Here is a 22,581-nt window from a genome sequence, read left to right on the forward strand (position 1 = left end):
CATCGCAAAGTAATTAGCAATTGCTGTGCCAACTTCAGCTAAACCATATTTCATCGTGGTCTTAATGAGTAAATTCGTCTTACTCAAATTTTTAATGGTTCTTAATTAAAGCCAATCTAGCATCCTTATATTTTTTTGAGCGATTTAGACGCACCAACCTATTCAAGATTATTTTTTGCACAAAAAAGAGGCATTTCATCGAGGTAAAGAAAGTGCAAAATGCTTTCAAAATAAGCTTAATTCAGCAGAAAACAGAAATGTTCCATAAAAGTGCACAGCAAAAAAACTTAAAATGCGCTTAAAAAACATTCTTTTTAGGACAATCCCTTTCGTCATTCATCGGGATGTTCTTTTTGCAGCAAACAATTGAACACTTTTCACACAAGGAAAAAATAAATATTTAAAATAAAAGAAAAAATACCTCAATAAATCACATAGTTTTATTCGAACAAAACAAAAAACAACCTGTTTACTTTACATCCAAAATAAACAACATTATGACTAATAATCAAACACTTGATCTTAAGGTGTATACTTTTTAAACGAGAAACAAATCATAAAATTTTATAAGTATTTTATTTAAAAATAATTAAAAAATTTTAATAAAAATCTATCTTTTTTATGCATAACTTATACAATTGATCAAAATTTCGGTTTTATCCCAAATTTATTATTTCTAATGAGGCGAGCTATGCCAAAGGCAAAGAAACTTACTTTAGCGGTTTTGATTAATGCCGCGTTAATTACCTCAACATATGCAAGCGAACAAAGCGAAGCAAAAGGACTTGTTGAAGATGCCAAAGGGGATATTTTATTCCGTACTGGTTATTTAAATCGTGACAAAAAGAATGGTGTCGAAGACACTAGCTCATATGCTCAGACGGCAATGGTGAAACTGGAAACTGGTTTCACTCAAGGTTTAGTTGGCTTTGGCGCTGGTGTGATCGGCGATGGCTCTTTTAAATTAGGCTCAAACAATAATGCTGGTAACGGCATGATCCCACGCGAACGCCTAAATGGTGTAGATGGTAAAGGTGACACATATGATCACTGGGCACGTGGCGGCGGTTTTGTAAAAGCACGTATCTCGAATACAACTGTAACTTATGGTACACAAGTTCTCGATATTCCTGTTTTAGCAAGTAACACAGCGCGTTTAGTACCTGAATATTTTGAAGGTGTATTGGCAACTAGCCGTGAAATTGATGGCTTAGAGTTAACTGCCGGTAAATTCACTAAAGATCAGTACTCTGACCAAATCAATACTGATGGGCGCAAACTTGATCGTGCTGTTGTTTGGGGCGCAAAATACAAATTTGATGACAACTTAAATGCAGCGTACTTTGGCTTGGATAGCAAAGATAAGCTAGATCGTCATTATATCAATGTGAACTATAAGCAGCCATTAGATAAAGACAGTGGTTTAACATATGACTTAAGTGCTTACCACACTAAATGGGATGAAAAGGCAAGTACGTATTCAAGTACAACTGACGACTTGTCTAATCGTAAAAATACCATTTGGGCACTTTCTACGACTTATAACACAGGTCCACATAGCGTGATGCTGGCTTACCAACAAAATAATGGTAATACAGGTTATGACTACGGCGAGAACGCTGATGGCGCTCAAAGTATCTATTTGCCAAACTCTTACCTATCTGACTTTATTGGTAACAGTGAAAAATCTGCACAGTTGCAATATAACGTCGACTTTGGTGGCTATGGCGTACCAGGCTTAAGCTGGACCACTGCCTATGTCTATGGTTGGGATATCAAAGTCAAGAATTTGACTGATAATGCACATGAACGTGAATTCTTTAACCAAGTGAAATACACGGTTCAATCTGGTTTTGCCAAAGATGCGAGCTTACGTTTACGTCACTCGTATTACCGTGCAAGTGATGAATATCAAACAAATGCCTACATTGGCGATACCAACGAATGGCGTATCTGGCTTGATATTCCTGTGAAATTATTCTAATTCACAGCTGATCAAGCAATAAAAAAACTCCATTCAAATGAATGGAGTTTTTTTATGACCAGATTTTAAAAATTTAAAACCTGGCCCAGCATTTCAAAGTTACTTTTTAGCCGCTTCGATTGCTTTAAGTACTTCAGCTTTCGCAACGTCAGCACCTTCCCAACCACTGATTTTTACCCATTTACCAGGCTCTAAATCTTTATAGTGTGCAAAGAAGTGCTCAACTTGACTGATCAATAATGGCGGAAGATCCGTATATTCTTGAACATCTTTATAAAGTGGAGATAATTTTTCGTGTGGAACAGCGATCAGTTTCGCATCGATACCACCATCATCTTCCATTTTTAATTTGCCCACTGGACGGCAACGAATCACAGAACCAGCAGCAACAGGATGTGGAGTTACAACAAGTACATCTAATGGATCACCATCTTCAGACAATGTATTTGGAACATAGCCGTAGTTTGCTGGGTAGAACATTGCTGTACCCATGAAACGGTCTACAAATAACGCATCTGAATCTTTGTCGATTTCGTATTTGATTGGGGCTGCATTTGCAGGAATTTCGATAATGACATAGATGTCATTTGGTGCGTCTTTACCCGCAGGAATATTGCTATAACTCATATCAACACTCGTTTATATTGTGAAGTAGATGTAAATCGGACAGATTATAACGTGAATACAGCGAAAATGATGCTAGATATGTAGCGAGCTGGCGAATTTTATAGCCAGCTGGTCATCAGGTCATTTTGACCGTAATCACGAACAGTAAAATTGGACAAAGTAGAGAGAAAAACCAAATGATAGAACGTAACGTGGCGAGATTGGCCAGATAGCAGATGCCGTAAATGACGCGAAATACGATATAAGCCCAGCCCAAAGTCAAAATGAAATACTCTGGCACCACCATATACTCTGCCATCAACATCGCAGCAATAAATAAAGGTAAGCTCTCAAAACTGTTTTGTTGCACAGCATTTGCCCGTGCAGATAGTCCTGTTGTTTTGGCTAAAAAGTCACGAGGATTCTGATTATCTTTTGCTTGAAAACCACCTTTTGATTTTGCAATCAAGGTAAATACATAAGGCAACAAACATGCGACTATAATAATCAATATAATGCCGCTAATACCTTGCATGCTGACATCCATCATTTGAAGTTCTTCTGATCATGCTATCATAACTTATAATTTATTGAACTTTCATGTGTGCTTGTTCAACAAGCGTTTCTTTTACACACATTGTTTGTGTAAAAGTTGTGTTCTTTCATACTGTTTTAAGGTCAGCCTATGCCGCAACCAGATCAAAAAGAAATGTTTGAGGTGCTCGCTCAACAACGCCAGCATCAAATTTTAGTTGATCGAGTACTTAAAGTTGTACTCCCGATCATGGCATTTCTACTCAGTGTGATTTGTGCAAATCTAAACTGGCAATCGACACTTGGCACTTTTGTGATTCTGACAGTGGCCTTTTATGCAGTCGGTATTTATCGCCTGACACTCTGGCACTGGCTGACGGTCATTGTGCTCTATGCCGTTGCCGATAATTATTTTAGTTTTAATGGAATTGATCCGACACGATTACGTTTCCAACTCGCGACCATGGTCGTTTTTGTGGGCATCGTTGGGATTGGCCGACCTTATATTGACCGCTGGTTAATGAAATCAAAAGGTTCAAAATGAACCCAATAAAAAAACGCCGCTATTGCGGCGTTTTTTTATGCTTCCTTATTTGAGAAGCCTAAAAACTTTAAGCTGGTTTACGTAAATCTTTACGTAAGATCTTACCCACGTTTGATTTCGGTAATTCTTCCATAAACTCAACATAACGTGGGCACTTATAGCCAGTTAAGTTTTGTTTTGCATAAGCAATAACTTCTTCTGTAGTTAAAGAAGGGTCTTTTTTCACGATGAATAACTTCGGCACTTCACCTGATTTTTCATCTGGAACACCAATCGCAGCCACTTCTAATACTTTAGGATGCTTCGCAATGACTTCTTCAATTTCACTTGGGTAAACGTTAAAACCTGACACCAAGATCATGTCTTTTTTACGGTCAACGATCTTCACATAACCACGTGAATCCATCACACCGATATCACCGGTACGGAAGAAGTTATCAGCCGTCATTACCTTTGCAGTTTCGTCTGGACGGTTCCAGTAACCTTTCATGACTTGTGGGCCACGGATCGAAATCTCACCTTGTTCACCAAGCGCAACTTCTTTACCGTCATCATCCAGAATCGCAACTTCAGTTAATGGCAATGGAATACCAATCGTGCCGCTGAATTCAGTTGTAGCAGGAGGATTCGCAGTTGCAACAGGTGAAGTTTCTGATAAACCATAACCTTCGATAATGGTGGTACCTGTAATTTTCTTCCATGCTGCTGCTGTTGATGGCAACACTGCCATACCACCGCCCATTGCCATCTTAAGATTGCTATGGTCAAGTTGTTTGAATTCTTCGTTATTCACCAACGCATTAAATAAAGTATTTACTGCTGGGAAGAATGAAGGTTGATATTTACGTAATTCACCTACCACCGCAGGCAAGTCACGTGGATTTGGAATCAGGATATTGGCCTGACCTTTATACATTCCGTAAAGTGCACACACCATGAATGCAAAGATGTGATACAGCGGTAATGCACATACGATGCGATCACCTTTAGCACTATCAGAACCGCCAAACTTACTTGAGAAAATTGCTTCACACTGGAGTAAGTTTGCAACAAGATTACGATGCGTTAATTCAGCGCCTTTAGAAACACCTGTTGTACCACCTGTATATTGTAGTACTGCGGTATCGCTTAAGGTCAAGCTTGGACGCTTATAATTGCTTGGGTTGGCTTTGTTTAAGGCCGCATTGAATTTAGTATGGCCTGGAATATTCCACGCTGGAATTTGCTTACGTACTTTACGTAAAACAAAATTCACAATAGTACCTTTCAACGTACCTAACATATCACCCACAGAAGCCACCACAACATGCTTCACAGGTGTTTTACCAATAATGTTTTGATAAACATTGGCAAAGTTTTCAATAATCACTAAGACTTCAGCACCAGAGTCATTCAATTGATGCTCAAGTTCACGTGCTGTATATAATGGATTGACGTTTACAAGCACCAGACCTGCACGAAAAACCCCTAACGCAACAACTGGATATTGGAAAACGTTCGGCATCATCACCGCAACGCGCGAGCCTTTTGCTAAACCTAAAGTTTGTAAATAAGCTGCAAATTTACGGCTAGCGACTTCTAATTCATTAAACGTTAAAACTTTATCCATAAAGATAAAGGCATCACGTGAACCAAATTTTTGGAAATTGCGTTCAAAAATATCAACAAGTGAGGTGTTTTCAGCAGGCAGTTCAACTGTTTCTGGAATTCCTGTCTTTTGGTATTCAGCAAACCAAATCTTTTCCATAATGCCCTTATCTCCGAGTGGTAATCCTTAAAAATGTAACAACGTTACTTTCCATGGCAAAACATTTTTTTTAACTTTTTGAATTGCCCTGTCAATCTATCCAAATAATCTGAATACATTGTCATATATAACGTATTTGTATCACAGAATACTAGCCTTATCTCTGAATGAAGAGTCTATTTGCTTTTTGATATCCACGTGGTAAAAGTTGCCCCTTTGTTGCTCTTTTTCCTAGATATTTTTGAAGATCATCCCCTTTCAATTTCAGATGCTGTTGTCCTGCATCGATTTGGATTATTTCATCTAACGTCAGGGTTGTCATGGATAAAATTTGCTCTTTTTCATCAAGTTGTATCAACTTGTTACCCTTACCTTTATTGAGAACTGGCAGGTCAGTTAAATCAATAATCAGTAAACGTCCTGATGAACTCAGAATGGCAACGTGAGTAGCTTGCTGAATTGGCAATAGCGGTAAAGCCGTTGCCTTGTCTGCAACAGTCAGGAAGGCTTTCCCTGCTTTTGCATTGGTGTCCAGTTGAGCCGCCTGACTCTTAAAGCCGTAACCATTTGAACTGGTTGCAATCAGCTCGCTGCTCTCCTCATCAATAAAGACCTGAATAAATGACACACCACTGGCTGGTGAAAGTTTTGAACTGAGCGGTTCACCTAAGCCACGTGCCGAAGGCAGACTGCTGATCGGCAAGGCATAACTACGTCCTGTCTCATCAAGAAAATAGACACGCTGGTTGGTTTTACCCACTGCATGACTGAGATACTGGTCACCCGCACGATAATTCAGATTTGCTGCATCGACTTCTGCCCCTTTGGCAGCGCGCACCCAACCTGCCTCGGACAATACGACAGTCACAGGCTCAGCAGGCATTAAATCTTGTTCTTTAATCTGGACGGCATCCGCGCGCGCAACGATTGGTGAACGACGGTCATCACCAAACTTTTTCGCGTCTTCTTTTAATTCATTAATGATCAGGTTTTTTAATGATTCTGGATTTGCCAATTGCTCACGAATAATGGCAGCTTTCGCTTCCAACTCTTCTTGCTCACGGCGAATTTCCATTTCTTCAAGCTTGGCCAAATGACGAAGTTTGAGTTCGAGGATCGCTTCAGCCTGAATGTCATCAATACCAAAATGCTGTATCAATACAGGTTTTGGCTGATCTTCTTCACGGATAATCCGAATCACGGTATCAATATCCAAGTAAGCAATTAAAAGACCTGCCAGGATATGCAAACGTTTTTCGATTTTATTCAAATGGTATTGCAAACGACGGGTCACGGTTTGCTTACGAATCTCGATCCATTCCAATAAAATACGACGAATCGATTTCACCTGTGGACGACCATCCGCGCCAATCATATTCAGATTGACACGATAGCTTGACTCTAGATCCGTGGTGGCAAATAAGTGACTCATCACCGTTTCTGCATCGACGCGATTCGAACGCAATACAATCACCAAACGGGTTGGATTGGCGTGATCCGATTCATCACGTACATCGCTGACCAATGGCAATTTTTTGGCAATCATCTGATCTGCGATCTGGGTAATAACTTTCGAACCCGAAACCTGATAAGGCAGTTCAGTAATCACAATCTCATTTTTATCGACCGCATATACCGCACGCATACGATAACTACCACGACCTGTGGTTTGAATTTTCAGTAATTCTTCAGGTGGGGTAATGATTTCAGCTTTGGTTGGTAAATCTGGCGCAGGAATATATTCTGCCAGTTTCGAATCTGAGGTTTCAGGATTACGAATTAATGCGATTGTTCCCTTCACCACTTCACGTAAGTTATGTGGCGGGATATCTGTTGCCATCCCCACCGCGATACCCGTGGTACCATTTAACAAAATATTCGGAACGCGTGCAGGCAAAGTGATTGGCTCTTTCATTGAACCATCAAAGTTGTCTTGCCATTCACTGGTGCCTTGGCCCAGTTCGCTCAGTAATAATTCACTATAAGCAGAAAGTTTGGCTTCGGTATAACGCATCGCCGCAAATGATTTCGGGTCATCTGGTGACCCCCAGTTGCCCTGACCTTCAACCAGTGGATAACGATAGCTAAATGGCTGTGCCATCAACACCATCGCTTCATAACAGGCTGAGTCACCATGCGGATGATATTTACCCAGTACATCACCGACGGTACGTGCCGATTTTTTCGGCTTCCCCGTCGATTTCAGGCCAAGCTCGCTCATCGCATAAACAATACGGCGCTGTACAGGTTTTAAACCATCACTGATATGGGGCAATGCACGATCCATAATCACGTACATGGCATAGTTCAGGTAAGCCTGCTCAGTGAATTCGGCTACGGAACGGTTTTCTGTTGCATGATGTGCAAGGCTGGTCATTTCAGCGAGTCATCCAAAATCATTTATTATCGTCAATGCTTTGTATGCTATGTGGATGAAAGCGTTGTGACAAGCCCTTGTTGTTGTTTAAACGTCAAATGGTGTCTTGTTCGAAGAATTTGTAATTGGATAAGGTTCTAAACAGAAGATTTTTACTTATCTAATCTGAGACTTTCTCTAAGTAACGCCATTTTATTTTTATCAATATTTAAAATTTGCAAAGAAACAAATTCATCATGATCATTAAAGCCCAAACTAAAATGGTGCCCTTGAAAAGATTCAATTGTATTCTCTTTAATAGATAAAAATGCCAGTTCAATGTAATCCAGTCCAATCAGCAATTGAAAATCTGTGTCAAATGCATCTTTAAACTGACTGGAAAAATCGTTCATATCTATCACCCAAGACGAAACATCAAAGACAGGGAGCAATGTTTTTTTCAAAGCTACAGATGTCGGTGATTTTATCGTTTGAATAATCATCTGTGGATCATAAGTAATAAGTTTGATCGTTGATAATTCACCTGTTTTTAAAAGCCCTATTTCAATTAAAGATGTAGAACCATTACCAGCTCTCCAATACAAATCTGGAGATTTCTCATTCAAATAAATAGCAAAGGGGATATAACCATCAATCTCAATTGAATGACAAGAAAAGGAACTTATATCAATTCTTTTTAACATCTGCTTATCTATATAATTTTTATCAATGCTCGTCTGTTGAGGAGGCAGATTCGGCATCATCTTCTTGATAAATAAATTTCGGCATTTCCAGACCAAAATAAATCGCGATCAAACGTAAGGTAAAACCAAATACCAAAGTAAAAATTACAGTGAGATCGTGCGGCAGGCCAACTTCCAGACACACCCAATAACAAATCACGGCAACAAAGGAAATACTGGCATACAACTCACGGCGGAACACTAAAGGTACGTCATTACACAGAATATCGCGCAGAATACCACCCGACACGCCTGTTAATACGCCTGCCACCGCAGACACCACAAAACCATGCCCCATCGATAAGGCAATCTGACAACCAATGATGGTAAATCCAATTAGACCTAGAGCATCCAGTACCAGGAAGATATTGCGTAGATGACGCATCCATTTGGCAATAATGATGGTGACAAAAGCCGCAGCGCAGGTCAGCACTAAATATTCAGGATGTTTGACCCAAGTTAAAGGATAATGCCCGAGTAGCACATCACGCACTGAGCCCCCCCCCAATGCCGTTACGCAGGCAATCAGTACCACACCAAACCAGTCCATACTACGTCGACCCGCTGACAACGCACCCGTCATCGCTTCCGCAGTAATGGCAATAATATAAATTACGGTGAGTAACATCTGCCTACATCCCTAAATCAGGCGTAAAAGTGTGCGCTATTCTAAGACAAAGTTAGATGAATTGCGCACAACATTGTTTAAATTTTTTCCCCGAGCCACAAATGCAGGGTTGTTTCATGGTGATTTGCATGTCCAACGTGGGATCAAGGAAATACCATTGCTGTTGATGCAAGACAAAATGTGAAATTTCATGATGAACATGCGCTTGTTTACCATCATGATAATGTGCCTTGAACTCAACTAGTGCATGGGTTTTATCCAGCTTGGGCTGATGTTGTACAACTTCTAGTTTCAACCATTGATTGGATTGACTCCAGTCGGCAATCGCGGCACGATCCAAAGCGGACTGCTGCCCTAAAGTCGTTGTTTCCAGAATATAATCAATCTGTTGCAAAGCAAAAGCGCTATAACGCGAGCGCATGAGTTGCTCTGCACTTTGAGCTGTCTGTTGTTTCAAATGCAAGGGCTGACAACATTCAGCATAAGGTCCATGTCCACAAGGACAATTCTTTGACAAAATCATTTTGAATTCTCAAATAAAAATAGCCCGAGTAAAACCATTGCATCACAACAGTCAAACTCAAGGCTATTCAGAATAATACAGCTTAATTATTTCTCGACAGGCTTCTCTTTGGCAATAATGCGCACTTTTTCAATTTTGTGCCCATCCATTGTTACCACTTCAAAGCGATAGCCATCAACTTCAACCGTGTCACCATTTTCAGGTAAACGACCGAGATGGAACAAGATATAACCGGACAAAGTTGAATATTCTTCACTTTCATCCACTAAGTCTTTGCCCAATAACAAAGACACATGGCGAATGTCAGTTGAACCTTCCAGCAACATCGAACCATCATCAAGACTTTCTGCCGCTGCTTCTAGCTCATCTTCATCAGGGAATTCACCAGCAATCGCCTCTAATACATCAATCGGCGTTGCAATCCCTTCGATTGAACCATATTCGTTCAGGACAATTGCCATTTGCAACGGTGCCTGACGTAACTGTTCCATGACCATCAATACTTGCGCATTTTCATGCACAATCACAGGTTCACGTAGATGTTTACTGAAATCAATAGCGCCCGTTTCAATGTATTCATTCAACACTTTATGGGTGAGTACAATACCTTCAATATTGTCCAGTTCACCACGTGCAACAATCAAACGTGAATGAGTCATTGCCATTAAACGTTCTTTTAGCTCAGCCGGATCATCATCCAGATCTAACCATTCCAACTCTGGACGTGGTGTCATCACCGACTTGACTGGACGCTCAGATAAACCAAGCACACCTTGTACCAAGACACTGTGATACACGCCATTGTCTTCATCAAAAACTTCTTTTGCGTAGGCTTGCGTCGCTAATACATCTTCAGCTTCATTGCTCTGGCTTTCATTGCCATTGCCTTTATTGCCTAACATACGCAATACGGCGGAAGCGGTGCGGTAACGCAAATCTGTCGTTGTGACCAGTTTTTCCTGATTACGGCGCATGGTCTGATTGACCATTTCAACCAATACAGAGAAACCAATCGCTGCGTATAAGTAACCTTTTGGAATATGGAAACCAAAACCTTCCACTACCAATGAGAAACCAATCATCATCAGGAAGCCGAGACACAGGATCACCACCGTTGGATGCTTGTTTACAAAGTCCATCAATGGGCGTGAAGCCAGCAACATGATACCAATCGCAATCGTCACTGCGATCATCATGATCGAAAGCTCTTTCACCATACCGACAGCCGTGATCACACTATCCAGCGAGAACACCGCATCGAGTACCACGATCTGAACCACGACCATCCAGAAGGCCGCATGCACTGGATTTTCTTCTTTCAGCGCTTGCTTACCTTCAATCCGCTCATGCAGTTCCATCGTTCCTTTAAACAATAAGAACACACCACCAAACAACAGAATCAGGTCACGACCAGAGAAAGGATGATCAAAAATATGGAATAGAGGTTCGGTTAAGGTTACCACCCATGCGATCGAGGCCAGTAGCACCAGACGCATTAACAGGGCGAGAATCAAACCAATTCTACGAGCAGCATTACGTTGTTCAGGCGGTAGTTTTTCTGCCAAAATTGCAATAAAAACAAGGTTATCGATACCTAATACAATTTCGAGCACCACCAATGTTGCTAAACCAACCCATGCAGCGGGGTCAGACATCCATTCCAGAATCATTGACGTGACTCCTCTGCAAAATCAGCAATATTGTTATGAAGTTGAATTTTTAAAAGGTCGGCACGATGAGCCAAAACATTTTTTGTAGGAAATAAGAACAATGCGGAGCGACAACAACCACTACTCATAGAGGGACATAAATTAATAAAAGGATTTTCAGTATAGGCAAGATTTAACTGAAATTCATCTTTTTTATGTTGATGTTGTTTGCAAATTCTTTCTAAGCGTTACAAAACAGCTTTGTATGTAAAATGTGCATAAAACTGTCATAAACCTCAATTAGCCTAGACAAGCACAACGAAAATGATAAGGTGAAAATAAACGAATGAATAGTGTTCTAATAATGACTGAAAAGAAAAGCATTACCCCTACTCCCATAAAAACCACTCAATCTCTCGTTGCCCTTTATTGCGGCTCACGTACTGGCAACAAACCCATCTATCGTGATAAGGCCATTGAACTGGCCCAGCATATTGCCACTCAAGGTTTTGGTATTGTTTATGGCGGTGCCAGCATTGGTCTGATGGGACAAGTCGCCGATACAGTCCTTGAACATAGCGGTGAAGTCGTTGGTGTCATTCCTGAGTTCATGCTGGACTATGAGATTGCCCATCATCGATTGACTGAGCTACATATTGTTCAGACCATGCATGAGCGTAAGGCGCTTATGGCTGAACGTGCCAGCGCATTTATTGCTTTACCTGGTGGTTTAGGCACTTTTGAAGAGATTCTGGAAATTGCGACATGGGGACAACTCAACCAGCACCAGAAACCCATGATTATTTATAACGTTAACCGTTTTTACGATGCACTGATTGCCCAACTAGATCATGCCGTTGAAGAAGGCTTTTTACCGCCTCAGCATCGTGCCAAAGTGATTGTTTGTGAAACGCTTGAACACATCTCGAGTGTCATTAAAAACTTGAATGCACCAAGCCATATTGAAGTTTAAGAGTTAAATATAAAAAAGCGGATCGATTTGATCCGCTTTTTTTGGGTTAGCGTTTAGTGCACATTGACTTGATACACTGCGGTGGAACCACTCACTTCATTCCCCACCACAAGCAATGGCTTACCATTTGGTGAATCTTTTGCCGCAATAAAGATCAGACCTTCTGGCCCTAAATCGCCCTGTTTTGCAGTCTCGGTTTCAGTAAAATTACGCGTGGTAAAATATTCAATAAATTTCGGTTTATTTGGCGTGCTAATGTCATAGATCATAATGCCACTCATTCGCTCTAACCCGATAAAGGCAAAGGTTTTTTGACCAATGCTACCAACAGTAATCCCTTCTGGTTCAGGCCCTTTATTATCACTACGATCATCAAACGCAACTGCTTCATGGTCGCTATTAAAATAATCAGGGAACAACTCAGCCGTTTTCTTTTCAAACTCGCTACCCGAATCCCAGACCAATTGACCTTGGGTATTCCAGATACTGAATGAACGTGCGCCATATGCATAAAGCTTGTCATAAGTCAGCAGACCATTGGCATCCAGTTTCGGAGAACCATCCGTATTGGTCTGATAACCCATATTCCATGCAATATTCAGGCGACCTAATTGCGCATCATCACGGCATCCACCTGCACCTGTTTCTGTTGCACCACAATAGGCAAAAGTGACTGGATTGAGTTTGGCACCTTTCACGCCGACTGCCAGCTTTTGCAGATGCGCAGGATAGTCGCCTCCTGTATTGAAGCCCTTACTGTTAAATAAATGCTTCATCCGAATATTTTCAACAAAACCTTGACGGGTATCACCCGCATAATATGCTTTGGAATCTTTTAGCCATTCACGACTATCGCCTTCATTGGCAGTCACTAAATAGGTTTGACCATTGGCTTGATAATTGGCAATCGAGTCAGGTTGATACATCCCCACTAAGCCAGCCCATGTTTTGATATCAATTTTCTTGTCCTTATCACTGACATCCAGCTCATTCCCCACAACGCCGTGGTCTTTATAGCCCAATGGATAAATATCAGTGACCTTCTGCTGAGCAATATCAATACGTGCAATGGCATTATTTTCTTGTAAGGTGACCCATGCAGTTTTGCTGTCCGCCGAAATCGTAATATATTCAGGCTCCAGGTCTTGAGCGACACTCGCATTTGGCCCAAAAATACGTACCCCTTTCACCAGTAGATCAGCTTTTTGTGTGTTCCATACTTTGAAGTCTGCCACATTAGCTTTGGGTTGCTTGATATTACTAATATCGATAATGCTGACAGAGCCCTCTGGATCAACTGAATAATCATCATTCGGCTCACCTTCGTTAGCCACCAAAACGGTTTTACCATCAGGGCTAAAGGTCAGCATATCGGGTAAAGCCCCCACACTGACTTTGCTGATAAAGCTTAAATCTTTGGCATTAAAAAATACCACGATTCCCGTATCCGTTTTCTGCTCAGCCTGAACTGCAAGTGCAACAATGCCATTTTTCACCGCAACACTATTCACTTCCGAATTGGCTAGATAAGTGCGTGCAGATAGCTCGGCAATATGTATTGGTTTTTCAGGTTTAGATGCATCTAGTACATCAACTAGACCCTTTTGTGCGTTGACAACAAATAGACGTTTGGTTTCAGCATCATAGGCTGGAATTTCAGCCGCACTTTGGGCAAAAATATTGGTTTCGTAGCGCCCCAACAAGCTCAGCTTAATTGTTTCCGGTGTCGGTTCAACGATTTCTGGTGTTGGCGTTGTGTTGTCGTTATCATCATTACACGCCACTAACCCCACTGACAGTAACGCTGTCAATAAAACTGAAATTTTAAATTTCATGATCAAATTCCATACAATTTATTTTGTATGGCTAATCTAGTATCAGGTGATGCAAATTCGATGACATTTTAATGTCAGTTTCATGACCGCTATTTGACAATTTTTGTCTTTATTTCACGCCTATTTGCATTAAACTAAAGCTGAATTTTTACTCATCAAGGCTCATGACAACCACAACACATCAAGCAGTCCAGCCTGAATTTCGATTATTGGTCCTTCTGGTTTCCATTGGCTTTTTTATGCAGGCACTGGACACCACGATCGTCAATACTGCGATTCCAGCAATGGCTGTTCAGCTCAATGAAAATCCCTTGCAAATGCACGGCGTTATTGTGGCCTATGTGTTGTCCGTTGCAGCCTGTATTCCCTTGAGTGGCTGGCTGGCAGACCGCTTTGGTATCCGTAATATTTATCTCAGTTCCATGATCATTTTCAGCTTGGCATCGCTCGGCTGTGGCTTATCCCAGAACTTAGAACAACTGTTATTTTTCCGTGTGATTCAAGGCATCGGCGGCGCACTGCTCATGCCTGTAGGGCGCTTGGCCCTGTTAAAGCTGATTCCACGTTCACAATTCCTTTCTGCGATGAGCCTGATGAGTCTTGCTGGATTGGTGGGTCCTTTAATGGGCCCGACTTTAGGGGGCTGGCTAGTCGAAGTCACCACGTGGCACTGGATTTTCCTGATTAATATTCCGATGGGTATTTTGGGTATGATCATGACCCTTAAAGTCATGCCTAACCAGAAAGAACCGACGGTAAAATCGTTTGATTTGAGCGGTTTTATCTTATTGATGGTGGCAATGGTCGGATTTGCTTTGGGAATCGAAAATATCGCAGCACCACAATATCCACGTTTGGTGAGTCTCGGTTTATTAACAACTGGAATGATTGCTGCGGTGGGATATGCCTATCATGCCCATAACCATCAGAACGCGCTATTTCATGGGCGATTATTTCGCTACAAGATTTTCTCAATCGGAGTTCTGGGTAATTTCTTTGCCCGCTTGGGTAGTAATGCGATTCCATTTATTTTACCGCTCATGCTACAGGTCGCATTTGGTTTTGAACCCTTCATCACGGGCTTGATGATGATTCCAATGGTACTGGGTTCGTTATTTTCCAAGCCCATTGTACGTCCCTTGATTCAACGGGTCGGATATCGCCATTTCCTGCTGACCAATACCGTTTTAGTCGGTCTATGTATCGCCAGTTTTTCCCTAATGACGGCGGCAACACCCCTGTGGCTAAAAATCTTGCATCTATTTATTTTTGGTACACTGAATTCACTCCAGTTTGTTGGTATGAATACCTTAACTTTAAAAGACTTGCCTCAACAGGATGCCAGCAGCGGTAACAGCTTCTTATCGATGATTATGATGCTTTCCATGAGTATTGGTGTGGCGTTGGCAGGTACCTTGATCAATGTCTTTGGGCAATATTTCTCGACCGCATCTATTAGCACTGCCTTCCATGCCACCTTGATTGCTTTGGGTTGTATCAATATCCTGACCGCATGGGTGTTTTGGCAGATTCCCAAAGAAACCACCGAATAAAGGCTTTGTGATTAAAGCCAATTAAAAATAATAAGGAAAATATTCAATGATTATTCCCCAGTACTGGGCTGAAGCCAAAATAAAAACCAGCATTGCAGGACGTCCTTACACCCTTAAGCGTTTTGGCTGGTCTAATCAAAGCGTAGCGGAAGCACATGTCCATGCGGAACAACGTGTTGCCGAGGCAATTGAGAAAATCAAGACTGGCGAACATATTCGTCGAATTGAGCACAAAGTCCCTTATAACGGTGCCGAAGGTCTGCCCATTCGTGAAGAAATTATTGCTCAGCATGATGATATAATTATTACGCGTAATGGCTATGGTGCCTTGTGTTTAAATACCCCTGATGTGCTTTTTGCTGATATCGACTTTGCAGAGTCCTCTCAATTGACTGTTCATTTTGCTGCTTTTTTGTTGCTGCTGTTACTTTCAATCGCTGTCGCTGCTTATTTCATGTCATGGATGGTCTTGGTCATTGGACTGATTATTTCATTGCTATTCACCCGTATTTTTGCCAAAAGCTTATCCAGACTGCAACAACGTTTTACAACGACACCTGAACAGCGCTCACTCGCCTTGATCCGAAATTTTTCTCAACAGCATCCTCACTGGCATTTGCGTGTTTACCGCACGCCTAAGGGTTACCGTATTCTGGCAATGCATCAGACTTTTGAAGCCAATGGAAAGGATGCTCAATTACTGTTTAATGCCATTCAGGCTGATCCTAACTATGTACGAATGTGTAAAAACCAGAACTGTTTTCGGGCCCGAATTAGTCCAAAACCGTGGCGTATTGGAATGAACAGACTGCGTCTCGGGGTATGGCCTGTGGATCCTCAAGGTTTGGCAATCAGAGAAGCTTGGGTGCGTGATTATCAGCAACGTGCAGAACCTTATGCTTCCTGTAGATTTGTGGAACAATTTGGTAGTCAGATGGTCAATGCCAAAGCGAAACGGGTACAATCACTACATGATCAATACTGCAAATCTGGCACTCATCTCGACCTCGCATAATCACTGATAATATGGCAAAGAAACCCGTAGCTTCTTCCTTCTCTCAACACTATCCGACCTATGCAAGTATCGGTTTAGCTGTCATGCTGGGTGTGGTGAGTTATTTCGGACTGTTCTACCAACAGAAAGCTGCTGCGCAAGACTATGCTATTCGTGGTTTTGACGTTTCACATCATCAAGGTGAGATTAACTGGAAAAAAATCTCTCCGATGCAGTATCAATTCGTCTATCTCAAAGCCACCGAAGGTGGTGATTTTCGTGATAGTAATTTCCAGCAAAACTGGCTCAAGGCTCGTGAACAAGGCCTGCATGTCGGTGCCTATCATTTCTATCGTTTGTGTCGTGATGGTAAGGTACAAGCTGAAAACTTTATCGCGACCGTACCTAAAAAAGCGGATGCCCTACCGCCTGCCATTGATCTTGAGTATGATAGTAATTGCATTAACACCTATACCAAAGAACAATTACTGAAAGAAATTCAGGTCATGCATGACCAATTGCACAAGCATTATGGCAAGCAGCCCATCTTTTATATCTCGAAAAGCTTCTACCATATTGTATTGATGGGGAATTTCACTGAAACGCCACTTTGGGTCAGAGATTATGACGGCAAACCTGAGCTCAAAGATGGTCGCCAATGGACGTTTTGGCAACATAGCAGTCAGGGAAAAATTGCAGGTATTCCCAAAGCTGTAGATTTAAATGTTTATGCCGAATCGCCTAAACAATGGCGGATTTTTCTGAAACAGCAAGGCATTCAAGATGCCAAATGAGTTACGAAAAATCATCCATATCGACATGGATGCCTTTTATGCATCAGTCGAGCTGAGAGAACGTCCTGATCTCAAAGATTTACCTGTCGTGGTATCTTCACACCATCCGCGTGCCGTTATTGCTGCCGCCTCCTATCCTGCCCGTGTCTTTGGGCTTCGCTCTGCCATGTCAATGGGACAAGCCAGAAAACTCTGCCCACAAGTGGTAGTGATTGAACCAAACTTTGAAAAATATCGTGAAGTTTCAGCCCAAATCCATCATATTTTTCAGCAATATACACCTTTGATTGAACCTTTATCTTTAGATGAAGCCTATCTGGATGTGACTGAAAATCTAAAGAATACTCCGAGTGCAACCGAAGTGGCAGCGCAAATCCGTGCCGATATTTTTGCAACTACAGGACTGACGGCTTCTGCGGGTGTGGCACCCAACAAGTTTCTGGCAAAAATCGCATCGGACTGGAATAAACCCAATGGCTTATTTGTGATTAAACCACATCAAGTATTGAAATTTATTCAGGATTTAGCCTTAAACAAAATTCCCGGTGTCGGTAAAGTCACTCAGGAAAGATTAAGCCAGCTCAATTTACATACACTGGGTGATCTGCAAAAAATCGAAGAGAATGTCCTGATCCATCATTTTGGGAAATACGGCAAACAGCTCTATTTATATGCGCAGGGAATTGACCATCGACCTGTGAAAGCGGAACGCGAACGCCAGCAAATTTCCAAGGAAATTACCTTTGATGATGACTATACACTCGAACAATGTCGCCATGCATGGCAACCTCTTGCTGAGCAAGTTTGGCGGAGTCTGAATAAAAAACAACTGACCGCACGCGGGGTCAATGTAAAACTTAAACTCAAGAATTTTCAGGTTTTGCAGCACAGTAAAAGCTTTAAACAGGCCTTACAATCACAACAGGATTTAGGGCAAGTAGTTTTACAGTTACTCAATGAAATGCATATCGATCCAGCGTTTCAATTCCGTCTGGTCGGGGTAGGTGTTTACCAGCTTCAAACGGCACAAGACGAATCACAGCTTTCTTTATGGTAATGCTGTTTTTTTATACAAAAGCGTGATTCTTGCTCAAATTTATGTTTGCTTTTTATGCAATTTTCAGTACTCTAAACAACGCAGTAACATTATCCATGTTATGTGCCTTGCTAAAGAAAACCTCGCTTTTAGCATCTGCTCCTGTGGTTGGCGTGACGATCAAATCCGAAGATTACAGGGCACTTCCGATGTTCTTTAGTTGCTTATTTTTTCAATCAAAATTCCTCATCTTCAGCTCTCCATTTCTTCTTCACCTACTGATAATTTAATGGAAATAGAAACTTTTTTAGCCTGATTTATACAAAATTACACTGCTGTTCAATCGCATCAAGTACAATCCTGTCAGTATATAATTGATTAAGGAATAGCTATGTCTGTGCAACGACTTCATGTCACTTCACGTTTTTGCGAAGTCGCAATTTCAGGAAATCTTGTTCATCTCGCAGGCCAATTGGCAGATGACACCAGTGTCGACGTAAGTGCACAAACACAGCAAACTTTAGATAATATTGATCGTTTTCTGGCAGATGCGGGTACAGACAAGACTCATATTTTATCGATTACGATCTTTTTAAAAGATATCGAACGAGATTATGCAGCCATGAATGCCGTATGGGATGCGTGGATTGCTGAGGGACATCCCCCAGCACGTACCTGTGTAGAATCTAAACTCTATGCACCTGATGTTTTGGTTGAAATGACAGTAACCGCTGTTCGCCCCGATTAATACGATTTCACGGCGAATTCATTGTATTTCATCATCCGCTCCATCTTAGGCATTGAGGTTGATGTCACTGTGGTTGGAATTGTCATCGGTTCAAACAAATCTGGCACCAGATCTTCTCTCAATTCCTGCTCGGTCGGAATGCTGCTATAGCGCAGTACGCGATAGCCTGCTAACTCAAGCAAACTGTCCTGATAATGTTTCTGATGCAGACGATTCACATAAGACTCGTCTGCAATCTCAATAATCGCGAGTACTTGATGTTGCTGGTCTAGCACCACAAAATCAGCCACCAAACCTTGATACTTACGGCGCGTATGCGCAAATTTAGTTGTTAATAAAGCGTCAAAAGACACATGTGCCAATACGGTATGACGCGGTAAAACGGCTTGTAAACGCATTAAGGTAATCTGCTCGGCAATATTTAAAATACCGCGGCGTTTTAATGGACTATCTTGGCGCCTGTTTTGTTGTAGGCGGCGAAGTGCGAGTGCTGTGATCAACAGCAACCCAACTATTGTTATGAAATAATACATTACTAACCAATCCCTTTAGATTTTTTATAATCATTTTTGGCTTTAAGCCAATTTTTTTAATCAATAACAGCGATAGCAAATTCATTTTGCAGTGCAAACTTAAGTTTTTTAATCGTGTTTTCCCAGACGACCAAAGTCGTAACTGCCCTCTGCTCTTTATTTATAATCATTACGCTTTGATTATTCAAGTCGTTATTGTCAGTTTATGTTTCGAATACAGCGCGTTTTGTGGTCAAATTATAAACATTTACCCAATATGTAAATAAAAAAGGCATGAAATATCATGCCTTTTTTGCCATCAAATTAACGATGGGCTTTTGCTTTAGACTTTGGCTTTCCCGAAAAAGGTCTCTTCTCACCTGTTTCACGCGGTGGTAAACCATTGTGCTGGGTTAATACCTGACCTTTTTGCGGATGTTTCTGACCCGACTGTGAACGAGATTGTCCTTGGCCGCGTTTTGCAGAATCTCCTGCAACACTCGAATTCTTTTTACGGGCAGACTTATATTCACCTTCAGCCGTACCTTGTGGCTGATAAGTCGGAATCAAATGCTGTTTTGAATTTCCGATTAAATCTACACGCCCCATATCTTTCAAGGCTTCACGTAATAAAGGCCAGTTATTTGGATCATGGTAACGCAAGAATGCTTTGTGTAAGCGGCGACGCTTTTCACCTTTAACAATATCCACATTTTCCGTATAACGCGCCACTTTAGACAATGGATTTTTGCCCGAGTAATACATTGTGGTCGCGGTTGCCATTGGTGATGGATAGAAGGTCTGCACCTGATCGGCACGGAAACCATTCTTCTTCAACCAGATCGCCAGATTCATCATGTCGTAATCGGTGGTACCCGGATGTGCAGCAATAAAGTACGGAATTAAATATTGTTCCTTACCTGCTTCCTTACTGAAACGCTCAAACATCTGTTTAAAGCGGTCATAGGTGCCGATACCAGGCTTCATCATCTTCGATAATGGGCCATTTTCAGTATGCTCAGGCGCAATTTTCAGATAACCGCCGACATGGTGCTGAACCAATTCTTTAACATATTCAGGGTTTAATACTGCAAGGTCATAACGCAGACCTGAACCAATCAGAATCTTCTTCACACCCTTGATGTCACGCGCCTTACGATAAAGCTGAACCAAAGGTGCATGATCGGTATGCAGGTTTTGACACACCCCAGGGTAAACACAAGAGGGTTTACGACAATTCTTTTCAATCTCAGGATCATTACAGTGCAAACGGTACATGTTTGCCGTTGGGCCGCCCAAGTCTGAAATAATGCCGGTAAAATTTGGTGCAGTATCACGGATTTTTTCAATTTCACGCAGAATTGAATCTTCCGAACGGTTTTGAATAATACGACCTTCATGTTCTGTAATCGAACAGAAAGTACAACCGCCGAAGCAGCCACGCATGATATTCACAGAGAATTTGATCATATCAAATGCAGGGAAACGCGCATTGCCATAAGCAGGATGTGGTAAACGTGCATAAGGTAAATCAAAAACGTAGTCCATTTCCTCAGTAGTTAAAGGAATTGGTGGTGGGTTGATCCAGACATCACGTTCGCCATGACGTTGTACCAAGGCACGGGCATTACCCGGATTGGTTTCAAGATGCAAAATACGGTTGGCATGTGCATACAGAACCTGATCATTGGCGACTTCTTCATAAGAAGGCAAACGGATCACAGCAAGTTCACGTGGCGGTAATTTATGTTTTATCGCTTTTGAAGGTGCTGGTTTAAGCTGTACGATCTGGGTATCTGGATCTAAATTGTCGCCTTCACGGACAATTGGGTTGGCAACGAATTCTTTCTGGAAGTTCTGGTATTGAGCCAGTGAGTTGCCTTTTTCTTTTTCAACTTCACAGCCATCAATATCTTCAGTCATCACATAAGGGTTGATGATCTGATCAACACGGCCAATCGTATCGACATCGTTACTTGCGATCTCAACGAATTTAGCTTTCGATTGTTTGTTATGTTTATTGATAATAAATGCGGTACCGCGAACATCGGTAATTTCGTGAACTTTTTCACCTTTGGCTAAACGATGCATCACGTCAATAATGGCACGCTCACCATTCCCATACATTAATAAATCAGCCTTCGAATCCATCAAGATAGAACGACGGACTTTATCTGACCAGTAATCGTAATGTGCGATACGACGTAAGCTGCCTTCAATCCCACCTAGCAAGACCGGCACATCAGGGAAAGCTTCTCGACAACGCTGGCAATACACTGTTGCTGCACGGTCTGGACGCTTGTTCGGTTCATTATTTGGTGAATACGCATCATCAGAACGGATTTTACGATCTGCCGTATAACGGTTAATCATCGAATCCATATTTCCAGCGGTCACACCCCACGCAATGGTCGGTTTGCCTAAAACACGGAAACTCTCGACATTGGTCCAGTCTGGCTGAGCAATGATGCCGACACGAAAGCCTTGTGCTTCAAGCACACGCCCAATTACACCCGATACAAATGAAGGATGGTCAATATAGGCATCCCCACACACCAAGATAAAGTCACATGCATCCCAGCCGAGCAGATCCATTTCTTCTCGTGACATCGGCAAAAATGGTGCGGGTTCAAAACACGACGCCCAATATTTGTCGTAATCAAACAGCGCTTTTGGCGCAGTCTGCGTGGTATAGGCAGTAGACATAGCTTGCGAATCTCGGCTAGCAGATGGAGGAGAGACATCTAAAGATGAAAGCCGATCATTTTAACATGAATTTCATTCATTTTCCCTGTTTATAAAATATTCAAGAACAAGGAGAT

General features: G+C 41.7%; 19 protein-coding genes. 8 read left to right on the plus strand and 11 right to left on the minus strand.

Going from position 1 to position 22,581, the window contains the following annotated elements:
* Positions 1-691: 691 nt before the first annotated feature.
* The gene (locus tag IEV36_RS17580; RefSeq protein WP_005255607.1) at positions 692-1,984 is read left to right on the plus strand and encodes an OprD family outer membrane porin; all 1,293 of its coding nucleotides are present in this window, start codon (positions 692-694) and stop codon (positions 1,982-1,984) included.
* Positions 1,985-2,083: 99 nt separating this feature from the next.
* Here IEV36_RS17580 and ppa read toward each other — a convergent pair whose 3' ends face one another.
* Together ppa and IEV36_RS17590 are read right to left on the minus strand one after the other, a co-directional pair.
* Positions 2,084-2,611 (minus strand): inorganic diphosphatase, encoded by a 528-nt coding sequence (gene ppa, locus IEV36_RS17585; RefSeq protein WP_004656389.1) that lies wholly within the window; start codon positions 2,609-2,611, stop codon positions 2,084-2,086.
* A gap of 115 nt (positions 2,612-2,726) precedes the next feature.
* Positions 2,727-3,125: an MAPEG family protein gene (locus IEV36_RS17590; protein ID WP_004773934.1), complete on the minus strand. Its 399-nt coding sequence runs from the start codon at positions 3,123-3,125 to the stop codon at positions 2,727-2,729.
* A gap of 150 nt (positions 3,126-3,275) precedes the next feature.
* On the opposite strand from IEV36_RS17590, the gene IEV36_RS17595 reads away from it, so the two are divergent.
* Complete coding sequence (locus tag IEV36_RS17595; RefSeq protein WP_005255608.1) at positions 3,276-3,668, plus strand: hypothetical protein; 393 nt, start codon at positions 3,276-3,278, stop codon at positions 3,666-3,668.
* Between the two features lie 67 nt (positions 3,669-3,735).
* On the opposite strand, the gene IEV36_RS17600 is transcribed toward IEV36_RS17595, so the two are convergent.
* The 6 genes from IEV36_RS17600 to IEV36_RS17625 all read right to left on the minus strand — a co-directional run bounded on the left by IEV36_RS17600 (position 3,736) and on the right by IEV36_RS17625 (position 11,335).
* Complete coding sequence (locus IEV36_RS17600; RefSeq protein ID WP_004773931.1) at positions 3,736-5,415, minus strand: long-chain-fatty-acid--CoA ligase; 1,680 nt, start codon at positions 5,413-5,415, stop codon at positions 3,736-3,738.
* Between the two features lie 157 nt (positions 5,416-5,572).
* Positions 5,573-7,792 carry a DNA topoisomerase IV subunit A gene (gene parC, locus IEV36_RS17605; RefSeq protein ID WP_005255610.1) on the minus strand — a complete coding sequence of 740 codons (2,220 nt, stop codon included), beginning with the start codon at positions 7,790-7,792 and terminating at the stop codon, positions 5,573-5,575.
* 152 nt (positions 7,793-7,944) lie between these two features.
* Positions 7,945-8,475: a hypothetical protein gene (locus IEV36_RS17610; RefSeq protein WP_227591700.1), complete on the minus strand. Its 531-nt coding sequence runs from the start codon at positions 8,473-8,475 to the stop codon at positions 7,945-7,947.
* Between the two features lie 22 nt (positions 8,476-8,497).
* The gene (locus IEV36_RS17615) at positions 8,498-9,142 is read right to left on the minus strand and encodes a trimeric intracellular cation channel family protein (RefSeq protein ID WP_004773926.1); all 645 of its coding nucleotides are present in this window, start codon (positions 9,140-9,142) and stop codon (positions 8,498-8,500) included.
* A 52-nt stretch (positions 9,143-9,194) separates the two neighbouring features.
* Positions 9,195-9,665, minus strand: coding sequence for a YchJ family protein (locus IEV36_RS17620; RefSeq protein WP_005255614.1), 471 nt, complete (start codon positions 9,663-9,665; stop codon positions 9,195-9,197).
* Positions 9,666-9,751: 86 nt separating this feature from the next.
* Entirely contained in the window at positions 9,752-11,335 is a 1,584-nt protein-coding gene (locus IEV36_RS17625; RefSeq protein WP_005255616.1) for a TerC family protein, read from the minus strand.
* Between the two features lie 325 nt (positions 11,336-11,660).
* Here IEV36_RS17625 and IEV36_RS17630 point away from each other — a divergent pair, with 325 nt between their 5' ends.
* A complete protein-coding gene (locus IEV36_RS17630; protein WP_032863777.1) occupies positions 11,661-12,287 on the plus strand; it encodes an LOG family protein in 627 nt (208 codons plus the stop codon).
* A gap of 53 nt (positions 12,288-12,340) precedes the next feature.
* Here IEV36_RS17630 and IEV36_RS17635 read toward each other — a convergent pair whose 3' ends face one another.
* Positions 12,341-14,122 carry a choice-of-anchor I family protein gene (locus tag IEV36_RS17635; protein WP_005255618.1) on the minus strand — a complete coding sequence of 594 codons (1,782 nt, stop codon included), beginning with the start codon at positions 14,120-14,122 and terminating at the stop codon, positions 12,341-12,343.
* 164 nt (positions 14,123-14,286) lie between these two features.
* On the opposite strand from IEV36_RS17635, the gene mdtD reads away from it, so the two are divergent.
* The 5 genes from mdtD to IEV36_RS17660 all read left to right on the plus strand — a co-directional run bounded on the left by mdtD (position 14,287) and on the right by IEV36_RS17660 (position 19,247).
* Entirely contained in the window at positions 14,287-15,675 is a 1,389-nt protein-coding gene (gene mdtD, locus IEV36_RS17640) for a multidrug transporter subunit MdtD (protein ID WP_005255619.1), read from the plus strand.
* 46 nt (positions 15,676-15,721) lie between these two features.
* The gene (locus tag IEV36_RS17645) at positions 15,722-16,690 is read left to right on the plus strand and encodes a hypothetical protein (RefSeq protein WP_005255620.1); all 969 of its coding nucleotides are present in this window, start codon (positions 15,722-15,724) and stop codon (positions 16,688-16,690) included.
* A gap of 11 nt (positions 16,691-16,701) precedes the next feature.
* Complete coding sequence (locus IEV36_RS17650; RefSeq protein ID WP_005255621.1) at positions 16,702-17,463, plus strand: glycoside hydrolase family 25 protein; 762 nt, start codon at positions 16,702-16,704, stop codon at positions 17,461-17,463.
* A complete protein-coding gene (gene dinB / locus IEV36_RS17655) occupies positions 17,453-18,520 on the plus strand; it encodes a DNA polymerase IV (protein WP_005255622.1) in 1,068 nt (355 codons plus the stop codon). Before IEV36_RS17650 ends, dinB begins: the two co-directional genes overlap by 11 nt.
* Positions 18,521-18,890: 370 nt before the next feature.
* Positions 18,891-19,247 (plus strand): RidA family protein, encoded by a 357-nt coding sequence (locus IEV36_RS17660; protein WP_004773913.1) that lies wholly within the window; start codon positions 18,891-18,893, stop codon positions 19,245-19,247.
* On the opposite strand, the gene IEV36_RS17665 is transcribed toward IEV36_RS17660, so the two are convergent.
* Entirely contained in the window at positions 19,244-19,780 is a 537-nt protein-coding gene (locus IEV36_RS17665) for a DUF2726 domain-containing protein (protein ID WP_004773912.1), read from the minus strand. The genes IEV36_RS17660 and IEV36_RS17665 overlap by 4 nt on opposite strands.
* 303 nt (positions 19,781-20,083) lie before the next feature.
* On the minus strand, positions 20,084-22,465 hold the full coding sequence (locus IEV36_RS17670) for a YgiQ family radical SAM protein (RefSeq protein ID WP_005255630.1): 2,382 nt from the start codon (positions 22,463-22,465) through the stop codon (positions 20,084-20,086).
* Positions 22,466-22,581 lie beyond the last annotated feature (116 nt).

The sequence above is a fragment of the Acinetobacter vivianii genome (genome assembly GCF_014635885.1).
Taxonomy (GTDB): Bacteria; Pseudomonadota; Gammaproteobacteria; order Pseudomonadales; family Moraxellaceae; genus Acinetobacter; species Acinetobacter vivianii.

What these genes read in the sequence shown, in the direction of transcription:
- IEV36_RS17580 (WP_005255607.1), top strand. Translation starts at nt 692, where the DNA reads ATGCCAAAGGCAAAGAAACTTACTTTAGCGGTTTTGATTAATGCCGCG.
- ppa (WP_004656389.1), bottom strand. Translation starts at nt 2,611, where the DNA reads ATGAGTTATAGCAATATTCCTGCGGGTAAAGACGCACCAAATGACATC.
- IEV36_RS17590 (WP_004773934.1), bottom strand. Translation starts at nt 3,125, where the DNA reads ATGCAAGGTATTAGCGGCATTATATTGATTATTATAGTCGCATGTTTG.
- IEV36_RS17595 (WP_005255608.1), top strand. Translation starts at nt 3,276, where the DNA reads ATGCCGCAACCAGATCAAAAAGAAATGTTTGAGGTGCTCGCTCAACAA.
- IEV36_RS17600 (WP_004773931.1), bottom strand. Translation starts at nt 5,415, where the DNA reads ATGGAAAAGATTTGGTTTGCTGAATACCAAAAGACAGGAATTCCAGAA.
- parC (WP_005255610.1), bottom strand. Translation starts at nt 7,792, where the DNA reads ATGACCAGCCTTGCACATCATGCAACAGAAAACCGTTCCGTAGCCGAA.
- IEV36_RS17610 (WP_227591700.1), bottom strand. Translation starts at nt 8,475, where the DNA reads ATGTTAAAAAGAATTGATATAAGTTCCTTTTCTTGTCATTCAATTGAG.
- IEV36_RS17615 (WP_004773926.1), bottom strand. Translation starts at nt 9,142, where the DNA reads ATGTTACTCACCGTAATTTATATTATTGCCATTACTGCGGAAGCGATG.
- IEV36_RS17620 (WP_005255614.1), bottom strand. Translation starts at nt 9,665, where the DNA reads ATGATTTTGTCAAAGAATTGTCCTTGTGGACATGGACCTTATGCTGAA.
- IEV36_RS17625 (WP_005255616.1), bottom strand. Translation starts at nt 11,335, where the DNA reads ATGATTCTGGAATGGATGTCTGACCCCGCTGCATGGGTTGGTTTAGCA.
- IEV36_RS17630 (WP_032863777.1), top strand. Translation starts at nt 11,661, where the DNA reads ATGAATAGTGTTCTAATAATGACTGAAAAGAAAAGCATTACCCCTACT.
- IEV36_RS17635 (WP_005255618.1), bottom strand. Translation starts at nt 14,122, where the DNA reads ATGAAATTTAAAATTTCAGTTTTATTGACAGCGTTACTGTCAGTGGGG.
- mdtD (WP_005255619.1), top strand. Translation starts at nt 14,287, where the DNA reads ATGACAACCACAACACATCAAGCAGTCCAGCCTGAATTTCGATTATTG.
- IEV36_RS17645 (WP_005255620.1), top strand. Translation starts at nt 15,722, where the DNA reads ATGATTATTCCCCAGTACTGGGCTGAAGCCAAAATAAAAACCAGCATT.
- IEV36_RS17650 (WP_005255621.1), top strand. Translation starts at nt 16,702, where the DNA reads ATGGCAAAGAAACCCGTAGCTTCTTCCTTCTCTCAACACTATCCGACC.
- dinB (WP_005255622.1), top strand. Translation starts at nt 17,453, where the DNA reads ATGCCAAATGAGTTACGAAAAATCATCCATATCGACATGGATGCCTTT.
- IEV36_RS17660 (WP_004773913.1), top strand. Translation starts at nt 18,891, where the DNA reads ATGTCTGTGCAACGACTTCATGTCACTTCACGTTTTTGCGAAGTCGCA.
- IEV36_RS17665 (WP_004773912.1), bottom strand. Translation starts at nt 19,780, where the DNA reads ATGTATTATTTCATAACAATAGTTGGGTTGCTGTTGATCACAGCACTC.
- IEV36_RS17670 (WP_005255630.1), bottom strand. Translation starts at nt 22,465, where the DNA reads ATGTCTACTGCCTATACCACGCAGACTGCGCCAAAAGCGCTGTTTGAT.